The sequence below is a fragment of the Streptomyces sp. HUAS TT7 genome, assembly GCF_051550175.1.
In the GTDB taxonomy this organism is placed as follows: Bacteria; Actinomycetota; Actinomycetes; order Streptomycetales; family Streptomycetaceae; genus Streptomyces.
The window spans coordinates 3206348-3220690 of the sequence record NZ_CP196175.1; the positions used below are offsets into that span (position 1 = coordinate 3206348).

13 protein-coding genes are annotated in these 14343 nt (G+C 68.7%); 10 read left to right on the plus strand and 3 right to left on the minus strand.

Annotation, left to right across the window (positions count from 1 at the left end):
• Positions 1–8: 8 nt before the first annotated feature.
• The 4 genes from ACSHXC_RS14195 (at position 9) to ACSHXC_RS14210 (ending at position 3152) form a co-directional block, all read left to right on the plus strand.
• Positions 9–1769, plus strand: a complete 1761-nt coding sequence (locus ACSHXC_RS14195; RefSeq protein ID WP_438291940.1) for a fatty acyl-AMP ligase — start codon at positions 9–11, stop codon at positions 1767–1769.
• Complete coding sequence (locus ACSHXC_RS14200) at positions 1766–2050, plus strand: acyl carrier protein (RefSeq protein ID WP_438291941.1); 285 nt, start codon at positions 1766–1768, stop codon at positions 2048–2050. Before ACSHXC_RS14195 ends, ACSHXC_RS14200 begins: the two co-directional genes overlap by 4 nt.
• Positions 2047–2703, plus strand: coding sequence for a 4'-phosphopantetheinyl transferase family protein (locus ACSHXC_RS14205; protein WP_438291942.1), 657 nt, complete (start codon positions 2047–2049; stop codon positions 2701–2703). The genes ACSHXC_RS14200 and ACSHXC_RS14205 overlap by 4 nt, the downstream gene beginning before the upstream one ends.
• A gap of 92 nt (positions 2704–2795) precedes the next feature.
• Positions 2796–3152 carry an ArsR/SmtB family transcription factor gene (locus tag ACSHXC_RS14210; protein WP_438291943.1) on the plus strand — a complete coding sequence of 119 codons (357 nt, stop codon included), beginning with the start codon at positions 2796–2798 and terminating at the stop codon, positions 3150–3152.
• Between the two features lie 45 nt (positions 3153–3197).
• Here the strand turns inward: ACSHXC_RS14210 and ACSHXC_RS14215 are convergent, their stop codons facing one another.
• The 3 genes from ACSHXC_RS14215 to ACSHXC_RS14225 form a co-directional block, all read right to left on the minus strand.
• Positions 3198–6137, minus strand: a complete 2940-nt coding sequence (locus ACSHXC_RS14215; protein WP_438291944.1) for a trypsin-like peptidase domain-containing protein — start codon at positions 6135–6137, stop codon at positions 3198–3200.
• Positions 6127–6483 (minus strand): trypco2 family protein, encoded by a 357-nt coding sequence (locus ACSHXC_RS14220; protein ID WP_438291945.1) that lies wholly within the window; start codon positions 6481–6483, stop codon positions 6127–6129. Before ACSHXC_RS14220 ends, ACSHXC_RS14215 begins: the two co-directional genes overlap by 11 nt.
• A 276-nt stretch (positions 6484–6759) precedes the next feature.
• Positions 6760–8136, minus strand: coding sequence for a cellulose binding domain-containing protein (locus ACSHXC_RS14225; RefSeq protein WP_438291946.1), 1377 nt, complete (start codon positions 8134–8136; stop codon positions 6760–6762).
• 520 nt (positions 8137–8656) lie between these two features.
• On the opposite strand from ACSHXC_RS14225, the gene ACSHXC_RS14230 reads away from it, so the two are divergent.
• The 6 genes from ACSHXC_RS14230 to ACSHXC_RS14255 all read left to right on the plus strand — a co-directional run bounded on the left by ACSHXC_RS14230 (position 8657) and on the right by ACSHXC_RS14255 (position 14283).
• The gene (locus tag ACSHXC_RS14230) at positions 8657–9751 is read left to right on the plus strand and encodes a glycosyltransferase family 2 protein (RefSeq protein ID WP_438291947.1); all 1095 of its coding nucleotides are present in this window, start codon (positions 8657–8659) and stop codon (positions 9749–9751) included.
• Positions 9752–9764: 13 nt separating this feature from the next.
• Positions 9765–9950: a hypothetical protein gene (locus tag ACSHXC_RS14235; protein WP_438291948.1), complete on the plus strand. Its 186-nt coding sequence runs from the start codon at positions 9765–9767 to the stop codon at positions 9948–9950.
• 94 nt (positions 9951–10044) lie between these two features.
• Positions 10045–11430, plus strand: a complete 1386-nt coding sequence (locus ACSHXC_RS14240; protein ID WP_438291949.1) for a glycoside hydrolase family 26 protein — start codon at positions 10045–10047, stop codon at positions 11428–11430.
• 804 nt (positions 11431–12234) lie between these two features.
• Complete coding sequence (locus ACSHXC_RS14245; protein ID WP_255980202.1) at positions 12235–12510, plus strand: hypothetical protein; 276 nt, start codon at positions 12235–12237, stop codon at positions 12508–12510.
• Complete coding sequence (locus tag ACSHXC_RS14250) at positions 12507–12914, plus strand: type II toxin-antitoxin system VapC family toxin (protein WP_438291950.1); 408 nt, start codon at positions 12507–12509, stop codon at positions 12912–12914. Before ACSHXC_RS14245 ends, ACSHXC_RS14250 begins: the two co-directional genes overlap by 4 nt.
• A gap of 127 nt (positions 12915–13041) precedes the next feature.
• Entirely contained in the window at positions 13042–14283 is a 1242-nt protein-coding gene (locus tag ACSHXC_RS14255; protein WP_438291951.1) for a hypothetical protein, read from the plus strand.
• The last annotated feature ends 60 nt before the right edge of the window (positions 14284–14343 follow it).

Genomic DNA, 14343 nt, shown 5'->3' on the forward strand with positions numbered 1-14343 from the left:
TGGCCCTGATGACCAGTCCGTCCCGTCCCACCCTGTCGCCCCAACTGCCCCACCCGGCAACCGTCGTGGAGGCCCTGCTGCTCCGCGCCTCGGGCCCGGACGCGGCCCGGCCCGTGTTCACCGCGCTCGGCGACGGGGGCGAGCGGCTGGGGCAGCTGACCGCGGCCGAGCTCCTGGGCCGGGTCCGCGCCACGGCCGCCGCGCTGCGGAAGGCAGGCGGCCCGGGCGACCGGGTAGTCGTCCCGGCACTGCCCGGCCTCGACTTCCCCGTCGGCTTCCTCGCCTGCCTGTACGCCGGGCGGATCGCGGTGCCGGTACCGCCGTTGCGCGCAGGCACCCGCACGACCGACCGCGCGGACCGCCTCGCGGTGATCGGGAAGGACTGCGACCCGGTGGCGGTCCTGGTCTCGACGGCCGAGGAGTCACTCCAAGGCCGCCCCGGACCGGCCAGGATCGCGGTGTCGCAGTCACCGACGGCGGACGACGTGCCGCCCGCTCCCTCCGCACTCGACCCGGAGGCGATCGCGCTCCTCCAGTACACCTCCGGCTCGACGAGCGACCCCCTGGGAGTGATCGTCGGGCACGGGAATCTGGTGGCCAACCAGGTGGCCCTTCGCGACCGCTGCGAGGTCGACTCCGGTACCACGGTGGTGAGTTGGCTGCCATTCTTCCACGACATGGGGCTGTGCACGGGCGTGGTCCTGCCGCTCGTGTCGGGGGCGGCGGCCGTCACGATGGAGCCCGCCACGTTCGTACGGGATCCGATGGTGTGGCTGCGTGCGATCGAGGCCGAGGAGGATGTGTTCGCCGCAGCGCCGGACTTCGCGTACGACCTGTGCGTGCGGCGGATTCCGCCGGAGGAGCGGCGCCGGGTCGACCTGTCCACGTGGCGGGTGGCCGCGAACGGGGCGGAGCCGGTGCGTGCGGAGACCCTGCGCAGGTTCGCGGACGCCTTCCGCCCCTCCTTCTTCCGTACGGAGGTGTTCTCGCCGGGGTACGGCCTCGCGGAATGCACCCTGAGCGTGACGATCGGCCGCCCGCTGTACGACTCCCCCGTCCGCCGCTACGACCGGGACGCGCTGGCCCGCGGCACGGCAGTACCGGCCGCATCGCCCGACAGCGCGGTCGAACTGGCCGGCTGCGGCACCCCGCTGCCCGGAGTCCGCGTCCGCATCGTCGACCCGGCGACGCACCGGGTGCTGCCCGCCGGCGCGGTGGGCGAGATCTGGGTTTCAGGCCCTGGGAACTGCCGGGGGTACTGGGGCCGGAAGGCGGAGTCGGCAGAGGTGTTCGGGGCGCGCCTTGAAGACGGTACGTACGTACGCACCGGAGATCTGGGCTGCCTGGACGGCGACGACGAACTGTTCATCACCGGCCGCCTGAAGGACGTGCTGACGGTCGGCGGGGAGAACTACTTCCCGCAGGACATCGAGGCGGTGGCCGGTGCCGCGCACGAGGCCTTCGCGCACCAGCGGGCCGCGGCGTGGCCGCTGGACGAGTCGGCGCCAGGGGTCGCGGTGGTGGTCGAGACGACCGAGCGGGACCCGGAGGTGCTCGCCCGCGCGGTACGGGCCGCGGGCATCGCGGTCGCCAGGGCGCTGCCCGCCCCCGTGAGCGTCTTCGCGGTGGCCCGCAACCAGGTACCCCGCACGACCAGCGGCAAGACCCGCCGCAGGGACTGCGCGAAGGACGTACGGGCGGGCCGGCTGCCGCTGCTTGCCCAGTGGTCGAGCACACCCGTCCACGAGAAGGGGAGACACTCCGCATGAGCGAGCAAGGGGCCGCATCGGTGACGTCCGTGACCAAGCAGCAGGTGGCAGACGAGCTGACCCAACTCCTGTCAGAACTGCTGGACTTGGAGCCGGACCTGATTGACCACGACGTACCGCTCAGCGCCTACGGAATCGACTCGATGACCAGCACCTGGCTCACGGGAGAGCTGGGGGAACGCTGCGGGGTGGTGATCGACAGGGTGGTACTGCTCGACAGGCCGAGCGTGGCGGAGGTGGCGGAGGACGTGGTGGCGGCGCTGCGTGGAGCGGCCTCTTGATCGAGGCGCTGGTCCCCTGGGAGACCGCCGCAGCGGAACACTTCGGAGACACTCCTGACTGTGAGAAGAGCCTCTTCCCGGAGGAGAGGGCGCTGGTGGCGGGGGTGGGGGCGGGCCGGCGCAGGGAGTTCACGACGGTACGGGCCTGTGCCCGCCTGGCCCTGAAGGACCTGGGCGTGCCCCCGGCCCCTCTCGTGCCCGACGAGTGGGGCGCCCCGGGCTGGCCGACGGGAATCGTGGGCAGCATGACCCATTGCCGCGGCTACAGGGCAGCGGTGGTGGCCCGGCGCACCTCCGTACAGGCCCTGGGCATAGACGCGGAACCGCACCGCCCGCTGAGGGAGGGCGTGCTGGGCGCGGTGGCCCGCCCGGAGGAGCGGGCAGCCCTCGCGGACCTGGACGGCACGGTCTCCTGGGACCGCCTGCTCTTCTGCGCGAAGGAGGCGGCGTACAAGGCGTGGTCCCCGGGCGCCCGAGCGGGCGGCGTCCGCCCGAGGAGCCTGCACGACATCGGGGTGACCCTGCGTCCGGCGGACGGCACATTCCGGGCAGAGGTCCTGCCCGGCCACCCGGAATCCAGGAGCCTGGAAGGCCACTGGCTGGCGACCACCGCCCTCCTGCTGACGGCAGTGTCAGTACCCGCCTCCCGGTAGACGGCTGTCGGCCGGGACGAACGTTTGACAGCCGTTCATGCCATGGGAAAGTCTCGGCCTACAGGTTTCCGGGATTTTGCTAGAGGTGGGCCATGACCAGCGAGGAGCTTCTGGCGGTACTTGCCGCGGTCGGCCACGCCCAGCGGCTGAGGGTGGTGGCCGAACTCTCCGAGGGCCGCATGTACGTCAGCGAACTGGCCCGCCGCCTGGGCATGTCCCGCCCCCTCCTCTACATGCACCTGGAACGCCTGGAAAAGGCCGGCCTGGTGATCGGCAGCCTGGAACTGAGCGAGGACGGCAAGGCCCTGAAGTACTTCGAACTGGCCCCGTTCGACCTCCACGTGAACGTGGACACGATCCTGGCGGCGGTGGCGGAGGATGCGGCGGCGGGCGGGGCCGAGGCGGCGGAGGAAGCGGCTGAGACCAGGCCCAAGAAGAAGCGGGCTTAGCGGCCGGGCACGAGATTCGGCCCACCGGAACCTCTGAAAGCCGGCTCAGCCCATCAGCCCCCGGGCCCGCTCCGCGACCCACTCCGGCGAGACGACTTCCACATTCCCGTCCAGCGCGGCCGCCGCGCGGCCCAGCGCTTCGGCGGCCGCCCCCGGCCCACCGGGCAGCGCCCGGGCTGCCTCCGCCAAGGTCCTGGCCGCATCCGCCTGGGCGGCGCCCGCGATGTCCAGGGCGGCCGAGGCACGGTCCGCCGTGGTGGCGGACCGGTCGTAGCGGGCGTCGCACCAGTACGCCCAAGCCAGGTTCAGCAGGCAGACGCCTTCCGTACGAGGGCTCTCCGTCAGGGAAGCTTCGTGGCAGGCCTCTTGGAGTACTGAAATCGCCTGCGCCGTTTCATCGAGAGCCAGGAGGGCGAGGCCTTGCGCGTTCATTGCACCGGAGATCGCCTCCTGGATGCCGGAGGCGCGGTAGGCACGGATGGTCTCGGTGCCTGCTGCGATGGTTTCGCGCCAGCGGCCCAGCGCGAGCAGGGCGATGGTGCGCGCGTTGCCCGAGCGTGCGGTTGTGAGCAGGTCGCCGCTCGCCTCGCCCAGCGCGGCCAGCCGGTCGGCGCCGGCCAGCGCACTCTCGCCGTCACCGAGATAGCTGTGAGTAAGGCTGAGCGAGAGCAGTGCGTGCACTTCACGCTCGGCGTCCCCGAGTTCACGCGCCAGTTCGGCGGCGCGGGCCAGTGGCTCGATACTGGCATGCAGGTGACCCAGTTGCCGGTTGGCGTCGCCGAGGCCGAACAGTGCGTGCTGGAACTCGCGTCGATCACCGAGGCGTTCGGCGAGGTCCGCCGCTTCGGTGAATGACGCGACCGACTGCTCCATCGGCCCGGCTATGAGCCGCGCGTGCCCATAAGCGACCGCATGCGCGAGACGTACCCGCTCGTCGCGGATGCGCCCCTCGACGGCGAGATGCATCGAGACGGCGGCAAGAACCGACCCGTGCCACACCAGCCACTCGCTGATCTCGCACAGCACCCGCGCGGCATCGTCGTAGTCCTCGGAGCGTACGAGGTGCCCGAACCGGCGCCGCTGTGGCTCGATGTCCTCCAGCGTCCGCCAGGTCCCACGCGACTGGGCGCGGCGCCCGTACCAGGATGCGATCTCTCGTTCCACTGCCTGTCTCCTGTGGGGTCCGTCCTGGGGCATGCGTCCGTAGGCGATCTCCGCGTCCAGCGGGTGCAGGGCGAAGGTGCGGTGTGCCCGGTCCACGGAGACCAGGTGCATGCGGACGAGGGAGGCGAGAACGCGGGCCGTGGGCAGCTCCGGGTCGAGGCCGGCCACTATCTCCTCGACCGCGCTCTGCGCCACGGGCGTACGCAGCGCGGCGAGCACACCGAGGACGGCGTGCGCCCGCTCGTCGAGCCGTTTGTAGCGGTCCTGGGCGAGGTCGGCGACGACGTCGTGGCGCCTGGTGAAGTCGTTCAGTACGTCCCGCAGGCTGGGCAGGAGCACCGTGTCGTCGGCGAGCGCGCCGATGAGCAGTTCCAGCGCGCGGGGTACGCCGTGCACATGGACGGCGGCGTGCAGCAGTTCGTCGTCGGACAGGCCCGCGATGCCGAGCGAGCCGTCCCGGTCGAGTTCGCGCAGCAGGACCGCCGACTCGGCGGGGCTGAGGCCTTCGGAGAGTTCCACATGGGCGGCGAAGCGCCGCAGTTCGGGCGCGAGGCGCACCGGCACCTGGCTGGTGACCAGGAGGCGCGGCGTGGAACGGGCCCGGAAGAGCCAGTCGAGGATGACCGCGAGTTCCTCGTCGGCGACGCTGCCGTCGTCGTCGAGCAGGTCCTCCAGGTTGTCCATGAGGATGACGATCAGCCGGTCGCCGATGGCCGCGAGCAGCTCGGCGAGCCGCTCCTGCGTCGTACCGCCCGTGTTCCAGACGTCGCGCAGCTCGGCCAGGCGCTCGGGCCCGAGCAGCCGGGCACAGTCGAAGTAGAAGCGCTCCAGCGAAATCCCGGACGTACGGGTGGAGAGGTTGACCAGGCCGGAAGGAAGCGGGCCTTGGACGGTGCCGCCCGGCCAGGCGCCACGGTCGAGCAGGTCCATGACCTTCGCGGCGAGCGCGCTCTTGCCGATGCCGCGCGGCCCTGTGATGGTCACCATGCGGACGGCGGGATCGCTCAAGTGCCGGGCGATCGCGTCGCGTTCACTGGTGCGGTTCTTGAACAGCTCGATGCCGTACGCGACGGGCACGCCGACCACCCGCACGCCCTCGTGTGACTCCCCGGGCAGAGCGAGAGGCAGGGGCTCGGTCAGCCCGAGCAGCCGCACGAACTCCGCACGGTCCGCCGGCCCGAGCCTGCCCAGCGCATGGTCCAGGCGGACGGCGGTGAGCCGGCCCGGCCCCTCCGAACGGTGGTGCTCGGCGACCACACCGATGATGCGGCTGCCGGCCCACACCGCGGCCCCGGACATGCCCGCCCACGGCGACGTACCCGGGTCGGGATCGGCACCGGCCGGCGCGACGGTCATCTCCAGCGTGCCGGTACGGAGGTTGGAGAGCGCGGCCACGGTCCCGTCCGCCTGGTGCAGTTCGCGGAAGGACGTACGGTCGGAACGGCTGCGGCGCTTCCACAGCGGGAACCCGAGGGCGTGCACGTCGATCACGCCGTGCCGGTCGTCGGGGATGCGCCCGAACCGGCCCGGCTCGACGGCCACGGGGACCGGCTCCGGCGGTACGACGCTCAGCACGGCAAGGTCGGTGCCCACATCCGCCCAGGTCACAGCGGCCGGGCCCGACCATTCACCCTCCCGGTCGGCATCGAACCGTACGACTACGCAGGTCGCATCAACGACCACATGAGCAGCGGTGAGGACGGCGTCCGCGCATATCCGGTAGCCGGAACCGCGTCGCCTGCCTCCGCCGGTCTCGACGATGATCTCGGCGATCCGGTGCGGGTCGAGCCCAGGCCCGTCGGCCGAGGGCTCAGCTCTCATCGAACAGCTCGGCGCCCGAGATCAGCGCGGGGCGCTCGGGCGCGTCGGCGCGCACCGGCTTGAGGCTGAGCTTGATCCGCTGGGTGGCCGTGTTCGCGGAGCGCGCGGAATGCTGGACGTCGAACACCCAGAACCGCACCTTGGCCCCCGGCTCCCGGCTCCGCTCGACCCCGACGGTGAGTTCGAGTTCGAGGGACTCGGCCTGAAAGCGGATGCCTTCGCCGTCCCCGTCCGCCATGGCCCGGCTCAGCTCGCTCCGCAACTGAGCGACCATGTCCGCCAGCTCCACCGCGCCGTCCACTCTCAGCCCCCGCCCCACCCGTACGCCGCTTGGCCGTGTGCGCACCGAGCATACCTAGCGAACCCCAACTGCACGCAGAACAACGAGACTTCAGCCAGCCCTGGAACCGGACCCTCGGCGCATGGCGCAACAGCACGACATCGCCGATGGCCCGCGGTTGGAGCGGTTTCATCCGGGCGGTGAAGGCATCGACATCGCCTTTGACGAATCCCTCTCAGCTGGACGAGCACAGACCGGCGGGTACTGGCCAGAGAGCCGACGACTCTGGACCCACACGCTCTGGCGTCCGGGGTACAGCAGGGGAATTCACGGGGCGGGAGGTCAGGGCTTGGTCAGGGTGTTCACGTAGTGGGTGCCGCCTGCGTAGAAGCCGTCCACCGCCTTCTGGACCTCCGGCAGCGAGGCGGCCTTGTCGGCCTGGTAGTAAAGCCAGTTGACCTTCATGTCCCAGGTGCGCGGCCCCTTGAAAGGGAGGTCGACGAGCCAGGCGCTGAAGTGGATGCCCATGCGCTCACGCGGGAAGTACTTGCTGTCGCTGCGGAACAGCTCGCGCCCGTCCATGGAATAGGTGACCACCCCGTTTGCCGCGGTGATCATCAGGGTGTGCCAGCCCTCGAGTCGCTGCTTGGTGTCGCGGGTGACCCGGTTCTCCGGCCTGCCGTCGCCATTGCGCCAGCTCGTGGTGTCGAGCCGGGGGCCGGGCGCGCCCCAGCCGCCGTTCGGCATGTACTCGTAGTCGAGTTCGCTGTACTTCGGCGAGGTGTGCACGGGGGAGATCGCGAAGAAGGACTGGTTGATGTGGTCGCCGTTGCGGCCGCTCGTCGGTTTGTCGCTCAGATAGACGCGTGCGGCGATGGTCCCCGAGGTGAAGTTCGGCTTGCTCTGCAGTTCCGCCTGGCGGGTGCCCTGCTTGGTTCCGTCGGTGGTGACGCGGAGCTGAAGCCCCTGTCCGCCCTGGGCGGTGGGCTGGGCCGGGAAGCTGATGCCCGCGGCCGACCAGGTGTCGTGGATTCCCGGGCCGCCCGCCCCGGCCCGGATCTGCCAGCCGTTGGCGGACAGCGCGGGGTCGCCGGGGCCGCTGTAGTGGAAGTTGTCGAACATGACCCCCGCGGGCGGTGGGGCAACGGCCTGGGCCGGCGCGTCCGACTCGCGTGCGGGGGTGACGCCGCTCGGCTCGTCGCCCCAGGTGAGCACCCCCCGCAGGTACGCGGTCACCAGTTTCGACTCCGCGTAGTGGGTGACCTCGGCGTTGAACGAGCGGTCGTTCGCCTGGTTCAGCGCCTTGCCGTCGAGGCGGTAGAGCTGGAGTCCGATGCCCTGACTGGTTTCACCGGGCGCCAGGCTGCCTGCTCCCGAGGTGAAGCCGATCTGGAGATGGTGGCTCGTGGTGGTGGTCGCCGTCGTCGCGGCACTGATCCGCTGGGTGATGTTGGAACAACCCAGGGACGTCTGGACGCAATTGGAGCCGTATTCAGCTGCCTCGTCCGCCGTGAAGTAGTAGCGCAGGGTCACGTCGCTCAGCGGCACGGTCTTCTTGGACTTGTTGATGACTTCCAGCCACGGCTTGGCCACGGTGGCCCCGGCAGGAGAGCCGGTCCGGTAGCGGACCGTAAGCCCTTCGGTCTCGGCCTGGGAGCCACGCCATTTCGGGTAAAGGATGGCGCCCGCGCCGACCAGCACGATCACGGGGAGAAGCATTTTGAGGGCGGTCCACCCGCGACGGCGAGGGGTGCGGCGGGGACGACTCACGAAAGCTCCTTGGCGGGATGCGGCCAGCGGCGCTTTGCACTCGCTTTGCCCACATCCTTCACATGACCGGTACGACTTTTCACGCATTTCCATCGTAACCATGAGCGATCCCGACCTGTGCATCGCCGACGGTTGCACCAGACAGAGTGACCTTGGCCATAGTCCGAGGCTGCATCCAGTGGCGAATGTGTCCGATTTGAACTCTTTTACTCCTCCATTACTGACGGAAACATAGAGAGCTTCCGTCTATGCACCCCTATGTGGCCACTGCCTGAATCATGCCGGTGAGGTACCTTCTCGTTGTTCTTCACAGGGTCAGCACACCGTGCAAACCCTGTGCGTTTGAATTGAGTGGGGGAGAACGTCCTTGTCGGGCACCGCTGCGCGCCGGGGGCGTGCCAAAGCGCCGCGCGCCTCGCGCAGTCGGCACGGCAGTCGGCATCGTCGCGGCCGCATTTCCCCCCAGGAAGTGGGCGGCGACGCCGTCTACGAGACAGTCGTCCTGGTTCCCGCGCGGAACGAAGAGGTCGGCGTCTTCACATCGTTGGGGTCCCTGGCGGCGCAGAGCCGGCGCCCCGACCTCATCGTCGTGGTGGTCAACAACTCGACCGACCGCACCGAGGACTTCGCGCGCGAGTTCGCGGACAACGTGAACACGCCGCCGACGGTGGTGCTGAACCTGGAGAACAATCCGCACAAGAAGGCCGGTGCCCTGAACTACGGCCTGCGCTGGCTCAGGGATGCCGTCGGGGGGCGGCTGACCAACAAGGTGCGGCACGTCCTCGTGATGGACGCCGACACCGAGCTGCACCCGAAGTTCATAGAGCGGGCCTGCAACGTCATCGCGTCGGATCCCCAGCTCGGCGGCGTCAGCGCCGCCTGTCTGGGCCGTACCGACCTCTGGCGCAACCCCTGGCAGCGCTACCTCCTGGGCATGCAGATCATCGAATACGGACGGGCCGCCAACGCCCGCTACCGGCGTGACGTCCACACCATGTCAGGGGCCGGTTCCTTCTACCGGGCCGAGGCTCTGCAGAGCCTCCTCGACTGGCGGGGCGAGGTCTTCTGGGAAGACCACAGCAACCTGGTCGAGGACTACGAGACGACGCTCGCACTCAAGGAGTCCGGCTGGAAGGTCACCGCCAACCAGCTCTGCATCGCCTACACCGACCTCATGCCCACGCTGCGCGAACTGATCCAGCAGCGTGAGCGGTGGAGCCGGGGCACCGTGGACACCCTGCGCGCCCGTGGCTGGACGAAATTCACCTGGCACTCCATCACCACCATGATCCTCGGGCTATTGGGCGCCGCCTACATCCTGGGCTGGGGCTCATCCCAGTTGGTGCTCGCCGCGAAGCACGGCTTTTCCCAACAGCCCATCTTCTGGGCGCTCTTCAGCTTCTGGATCCTCTATCCGGCACTTCGGGTCCGTAACCTCGGCTGGAAGGCAATGCTTGTCGAGGCCCTGCTGATCCCGGAACTGGTCTACACCGTGGTGCGCACCTATTGGCTGGTGTCATCCATCGTCAAGTCGTATGTGACGCGCGTGTCCGCGTGGAAATGAACCAAGGAGAACGATGAACTCCCTCAAGGGCTTGGGAGTCTGCGCGGTGATCGCGTGTATTGCCTACGCACTGACTCGAGTTGAGGATATCGACCAGCTGATCCTTGGTGCCAGCATCGGGATCATCACCGTGTCACTGACCACGTACATCGCGTCTATCAGACGTCGCCGCCGGGACCACCGCATCGCCGGCGAGTAACCGAATGCCGTGCCTGACGCTCGGCCCCCAGGGGCGGGTGTACTCGAACGGTGACCGCCACACCGTCGGTCACATCGCAGGAGGATCAGCCACGATGCGCCGCCGCACCTTCCTTACCGCTTCCAGCGCGGGTGCTGCCGGAGCGCTGCTGCCCAGCGCGAGGAGCGCCGGCGCTGCCGAACGGGCCCCTCACATCAGCGCCACGCTCACCGCACGGGACGTCCAGGCCTCGAAGAACGCCCAGGCGGTTTACGCACACCTGGTGGCCCTGGAGAACGCGGCACGAGCGCAGGCCTCGCCCAAGACCATCATCGGGCAGCACATCGAGGCCCAGAACGAGCTCTACAACGCGCACTACGGCGACACCGGGGATGTCACGTATGCCGGTTACTACTACGACAAAGTCCGGGCGATCACGAACCGGCTGCCGGGTTTCGTCGAGATCGACCTGGGACCGGGGTACGGCAGCACCACCGGCTGGGGAACCTACAGCGGCCGCTCCTACACCCAGCATCTGAACCTGCCCTCGCGCCAGAAGCAATGGCAGTACGTCGAGGACGCCGTGGACCTGGCCTTCGGTGTGTGGAAGGGGCTGCCGCGCGAGGCAGACGGCAGTTACAACTGCCAGGGCTCCATGGTCAGCGCCGACGGACAGCGGGTCTCGACTCTGGCGAACGGCGGTGACGCGGCAGGCATGGTCGGCCTCAGTTTCCACCAGCCCTACCCGGGGTCGGCCGTGAAGGACTTCAGCACGGTGCTCACCCAGGTGGCGGGGAAGAGCCCGGGCAACCCGGAGTGGAACTACCCGCCGGCCACCCTCACCACCGACCAGACCTGGTTCACCAAGGTGGTCGACTGGGAAGCCGACACCCCCGAGTACCGGGCCCTGCTGGCCGACCTCGAGGTCCTCGCCGCCCACCTGTCCTACTTCGCCGCGTACGACGTTCCCGTCCTGCTGCGCCCGTACCACGAGATGAACGGTGACTGGTTCTGGTGGGGAGGCAAGGCCCCGGCCAGCTACAAGAAGCTGTGGTGGATCACGTACGACTTCCTCGTGAAGACCAAGGGCCTCCACAATCTGATCTTCGTGTGGTGCCCCAACGCGTGGAATCCCCAGAGCACCAACGTGCCGTGGGACTACTACCCAGGCGCCGACCGCGTGGACATCGTCGCTGTCGACGACTACAGCCCGCACAACTCCGGCCTCACGAACCTCTACTACACAGGGCTGGCCGACTACGCCAAGCCACGCATGCTCGCCGAGACCTTCAACCTCCCGATCACCGCGAACGGCACCAACGCCCTGACCGCCAGCCCCTGGGTGATCTGGAGCATCTGGGGTGACGGACTGACTCGTGCCGACGTCAATTCCAACGCCGACGTGAAGGCCACCTACTACGCCCGCAGCCAGATCCACACCGGCGGTTCAGGCACCGCCTACGGCCAGAACTTCGACTGGGGCTCCGTCCACGCCGACTGATGTGTGGGAGGGGAGCAGCCGATCCTTCAGCGAAGTCAGCGGTGTCACGGATGTGCCCGGACACGTCGGGGTGCCTCACTCCGCGGACGGTGTGGTGACACGGAGGGTGAGCCGGAGGGTAGTGCCGTTGAGTGGCATGCAGGCCCGGGGCCAGGCCTTGAAAAGCTGTCCGAAGATACCGTTGGCCGCACGGGGCCCTCGTCGCCCGGCCATTTCCCCAGGCCGCAGGCTGCCGCGCTCACCTCGGGCGCATGGCCTGCTGCATGACAGCGGCAGCGGTGCTCACGCACCCGGCTACCAGAACACCCACACCCCAGGACCTCACCGCACCGCGCAATGCCACAGTCCCGAGCAGCTGACGGCAGCCCAGGCGCGGGGCGGAGCCAGCCACGGAGATCACCGGGATCCAGCACAAATCCAGCGTCCGTATCCCGAACACCTTGAGGCAACGTTGCTACCAACGCCGCGACCTGCGCGAACTCGCCTGACGCAACGTCAGATCATCCCGCGAAACCCAGCACAACGTTCCGCGGAACGACCCAAAGGGGGCCGCAGCGGACACCACGACCGGCCCTGACCTGCGGCTTCACCCTGTTGTTTGATCGGGAACGGCGACTAAACGTTGAAGCGGAACTCCACCACAACTACTCTGACCTGCGGTTATGCAGGCACATCCCAGCACCATCCCAGCACGGGAGCCGCGACAAAGTACAAGAAGATCCAATGGCGCCGAGACTACGCCGCCGGATACGGGCCGCGCAGCATCTCACCCGATGTAATAGTTCCTGTACTAGACTGGCCCCTATGAAGTCACCCCGCCCCGGCGGCACGGAGAACATCTCCGTCTCGATGCCCTCGGAACTCCTCGGTGCCCTGCGGACCCGCACCGGCAAGCGCGGCGTGTCCGCGTACGTGACCGCGGCGGTCCGGCATCAACTCGCGATGGACGGCCTCGCCGAGATCGTGGCCGCCTACGAAGCTGAGCACGAACCGCTGAGCGAAGCCGAGATCCAGGCCGCGCAGCACGAACTGTTCGGTGACGCACCGGCGCCGTACGCGTCGAACGACAGCGCCGCATGAAGGAGCCCGCGGCCAGGTCCCTGGTTCTGGACTCCCAGGCACTGTCGCTGCTGCTGCGTAACGACCGCCAGATGGTCACCCGGATCGAGGCCGCACGGCGCGTAGGCGTGCCCGTCCTCGTGTCAGCCCTGACGGTGGTGGAGGCCGTCTACGGGGAGACGGACACCGCCCGGCTGCGCTGGCTTCTCTCCCGTCTTCAGGCCCAGGACGTCACCCAGGCGGACAGCCTCACCGCAGTGCAGTTGCTGGCCGACGCCGGTGGCCTGCACGGCCACAAGTACGCCATCGACGCCCTCGTCGCCGCGATGGCACTCCGCTCTCCGGCGCCCGTCCTGGTACTGACCTCGGACCGCGACGACTGGTCGAAATTGTGCGGCGACCACGTACAGATCAAGAACGTGTGAGGGCGTCGCGCGTGTGCGCGATCACCTGCGGGTCATCCATGACCCGCTCTCAATCCTGCGGCGCAGGTCACGACGGAGGACGGCCATCCGGTCGCGCAGAACCGGCACGGGAAGCACCGCAACGAACATGAGCACGTACAGCGCGCGCATCTGGTGCGGTGCGGCGCCAGCTGGTGCGCAGTTCATCGAAGGAGCGGTGCAGTCCTTCGGCTCCTGTCCGGTCGCCACCCGCCGACGTCGGGGCTCGCTCGCACGGCCCCGCGACCGCCACGAAGGCTCGGCAGGCGCACCGCTGGAACGCCATGCTGTTGTCATGACGCACTCCGGCCAGGACAACCCAGCAAGGATCACAGCGGTGACACGGCGCGATGTCTTCGACTTGCTACGCGCTGCGGAGGGCGGCTGGTGGGGACGCCTGGACGAAGTCGCCTTCCTGGGCAGCCTGTACGACCTGGACGCCCTGCCATCAACCGACTCGCGCCACCCGACCGCCCGCACCGACATCATCCAGCACCGGTTCAACAACTACGACTGGGAGGACGATTGGGTTTTCGAGGACCCGCGGTTTGGGCTCCTCGATGGCCCGGACGATGTGCTGCTGGCATTCCTCTCACGGCTGGTACATCCCGAGGTACGCCCCGACGCCGACGAGGCGGCCAGGCGCGTCGATGAGCTCAACCGGCTTCTGGCAGCGGATGGCTGGGCGCTACGCCCCCGAGACTTCATGTCCGGGCGACCCGTCTATGCGCCATTCCCAGAGAGCGCCGTCACTCCGACGATCCCATTGCCGCTCAGGGGCGACGACGCCAGCAAGCTCGATCTCGTCCTCGGACAGACCCACCATCTGCTCGACGACGACGGCGAAGGGTTCGCTCGGGACCTTGTCCGCTCGGCGAAACTCACCCTGCGCCGCGACGGTGGGTACTTCCATCCGATGCCCAACGACAACTGGACGGATGCCACTTACGAGGCCGTCCTCACCGTGGACCGCGCGCTCGTACCGGAGTTCACGACGGCCATGACCGAGGCAATTTGGCAAAGGCTAAGAGCCGTGCTCAAGCAGCTGGAGCGCTTGGACGTGCAGTCCCTCGTGGTCGAAGCAGCGCTGCGCCCGCTCCCGGAGATCACGCAGGACTGGCGGTATCAAGGAAGCAGTCCGACCAACCAGGCTCGCCGTGAAAACTGCCGCCGGGGCAGGAGAGGACCGATATCGAGGCGTGGCTCGCGTTCGCGGACGCGCACCTCCAACACCTCACCGAGTCCGCCTCAACGCCAAGGCTGCCCACGCCGCCGAAGCCCAGCGGCGACGACCTCAAGCCCTTCCTCGGATACTGGAGCCCCTACGGACCCCGCTCCTACTGACCCTTGACTCGGTCCGCGACCCACGGACTTGTCGCCCGGCAGGACCCCGATCTCCCTGCCGCAACAT

Excerpts from the sequence above, each read along its gene's own strand:
- ACSHXC_RS14195 (WP_438291940.1), top strand. The coding sequence starts at position 9 with ATGACCAGTCCGTCCCGTCCCACCCTGTCGCCCCAACTGCCCCACCCG.
- ACSHXC_RS14200 (WP_438291941.1), top strand. The coding sequence starts at position 1,766 with ATGAGCGAGCAAGGGGCCGCATCGGTGACGTCCGTGACCAAGCAGCAG.
- ACSHXC_RS14210 (WP_438291943.1), top strand. The coding sequence starts at position 2,796 with ATGACCAGCGAGGAGCTTCTGGCGGTACTTGCCGCGGTCGGCCACGCC.
- ACSHXC_RS14215 (WP_438291944.1), bottom strand. The coding sequence starts at position 6,137 with ATGAGAGCTGAGCCCTCGGCCGACGGGCCTGGGCTCGACCCGCACCGG.
- ACSHXC_RS14225 (WP_438291946.1), bottom strand. The coding sequence starts at position 8,136 with ATGCTTCTCCCCGTGATCGTGCTGGTCGGCGCGGGCGCCATCCTTTAC.
- ACSHXC_RS14235 (WP_438291948.1), top strand. The coding sequence starts at position 9,765 with ATGAACTCCCTCAAGGGCTTGGGAGTCTGCGCGGTGATCGCGTGTATT.
- ACSHXC_RS14240 (WP_438291949.1), top strand. The coding sequence starts at position 10,045 with ATGCGCCGCCGCACCTTCCTTACCGCTTCCAGCGCGGGTGCTGCCGGA.
- ACSHXC_RS14245 (WP_255980202.1), top strand. The coding sequence starts at position 12,235 with ATGAAGTCACCCCGCCCCGGCGGCACGGAGAACATCTCCGTCTCGATG.
- ACSHXC_RS14250 (WP_438291950.1), top strand. The coding sequence starts at position 12,507 with ATGAAGGAGCCCGCGGCCAGGTCCCTGGTTCTGGACTCCCAGGCACTG.
- ACSHXC_RS14255 (WP_438291951.1), top strand. The coding sequence starts at position 13,042 with ATGAGCACGTACAGCGCGCGCATCTGGTGCGGTGCGGCGCCAGCTGGT.